The sequence below is a fragment of the Tateyamaria sp. syn59 genome (assembly GCF_007995245.1).
Taxonomy (GTDB): domain Bacteria; phylum Pseudomonadota; class Alphaproteobacteria; order Rhodobacterales; family Rhodobacteraceae; genus Tateyamaria.
On sequence record NZ_VCBA01000047.1, the window covers coordinates 1 to 1,623 of the forward strand.

A 1,623-nucleotide genomic window follows, 5' to 3' on the forward strand; every position below is an offset into this window, starting at 1 on the left:
CAGAAGCCAGTCCCAGAGCGTCGCATGCGGCTGGCTTGCGTAAGCCTCGAGTTCGTCCGCGGTGAAGGGACGGGCCTCCACGACCGCGCCGTCGGCATCGCGCCGCTCGAGCCAGCGGGTCACCGTGACGGTCCGGCCGGCCACTTCGAAGTCGCGGTGGCCCTCGACGCCGTGTTCCAGCACGGCCGGGACCGGGCAGATCGCGCGGAAATCGAAGGGACCGTCCGGCCCGGCAACGGCGTCAAGGAAGGTGGCCATCTCCTCCTCGGTCTCGGCAGTGATCTTGATCCGGTTTTCGCACCAGCTCGGCATATCGTGCTCCCTCGCATCTGGAATGTCGCAACGGGAGGGCTACCAGGGCCCTTCCCGGCCGGGACATTGCCCCGACACTCGGGACCTCTGACCGGTGCGCCGGATCCGGAAACGAAAACGGCGAAAAAGTTTGGCCATCCTGGCCGGATATCGTTCAAAGCGCTGATATCTAACGAAAAGAAATCTTGCCGCGGGGTGGTGAGAGCCTCCTCCAGCGCGGCGACCCTCCGCGACGAAGGATGGATCACCGGTGGTCGCGGCCATTACAAACCGCATGCACCGAATGATCTCGCCCTGCTCCCGGCCGGCCTGTCATGGACATCTTCGATCTGTCGCCATGTGGTCGGCGAGCCGTTCGGGGGACGTGTTGCCAGATTATTGCCAGGCAGCGCGGTTTCTCACGTCGCGACTGACACAGCTCGTCGTGAGCAAGACCTAAACCGCGGCTCCCTGGTGGGCTCAGCGAGGCCGGTCCCGCCTCTTCCGCGGAAACCCGGTTCCAGGTGCCTCGCCAGACTTTGCCGTCCGGGCAAGACGTTCAGCCGATGACGATCTCGCGTGTCAGCCATGCGGCCCTGACGACGCGGTCGATCTCTCCGGCCTGCACGACGTCGAGGGGCGTCTCTCTGTCGAGAAACTCCTCCGGAGAGACGAGCCAGAAGGCCCTTTGCCAAGTCGTGTAATCGGGCGCGAGCGCGTCGAGCACAGGCTGCAGACCCGGCTGCGCCAGCAGCTCGGCCGGGTCGCCAAACTCTTCGAGGAAGGCGGCCTGCATTTCTGCGTTCATCTCGTCGATCCTGTGTTCGGCGTCGTCCATCGGTCCGTCCTCCCGCGCAGATGATACTACAGATATGCCCCGAGCACGTGCCACATGGAGAGTGGGTGCCTCCGAGCGGCCGCCCTCGGAGAACCAGGCCTGCCCGCGGAATCACGACGGGCGGGGATCGCGAGATCCGTCGAACCCTGGCGGAACAGCTCTTCTCTTGACCCGCAATTGTCGTCTGGGGTCAGGGCCAAGGGGTCGCCGATCAAGTCTGCGGCCGAACCCGTCCCTGACGTTCTCAGGCGGTAAGGGCCGCAATGCCGCCGTTCAAGTCGACATCATGGTGCCAAGGGCGTGCTGCCACTCGGCACGCCAGCCTTCTTCATCGATCCCCGCCAGCCTTCGGAACACCGCGCCTTGCCGGCCACCTCCCGCGCCGAGCACTTCTTACGGCGCGCTCATCGCGGTGACTACCGTCGATACCAAGTCCCCGAGATGGGAAACTGCCGAGATTCCTCTCCCAGCCGGACCTCCATGCATCGGCAAGA

At 65.1% G+C, this 1,623-nt stretch carries 2 protein-coding genes; both read right to left on the reverse strand.

Annotation, left to right across the window (positions count from 1 at the left end; translation table 11 throughout):
* Positions 1-312, reverse strand: a 312-nt coding sequence (locus FD715_RS22320) for a hypothetical protein (RefSeq protein WP_147115473.1), incomplete at its 3' end; no start/stop codon positions are given.
* Between the two features lie 538 nt (positions 313-850).
* Positions 851-1,129, reverse strand: coding sequence for a hypothetical protein (locus FD715_RS22325; protein ID WP_147115475.1), 279 nt, complete (start codon positions 1,127-1,129; stop codon positions 851-853).
* Positions 1,130-1,623 lie beyond the last annotated feature (494 nt).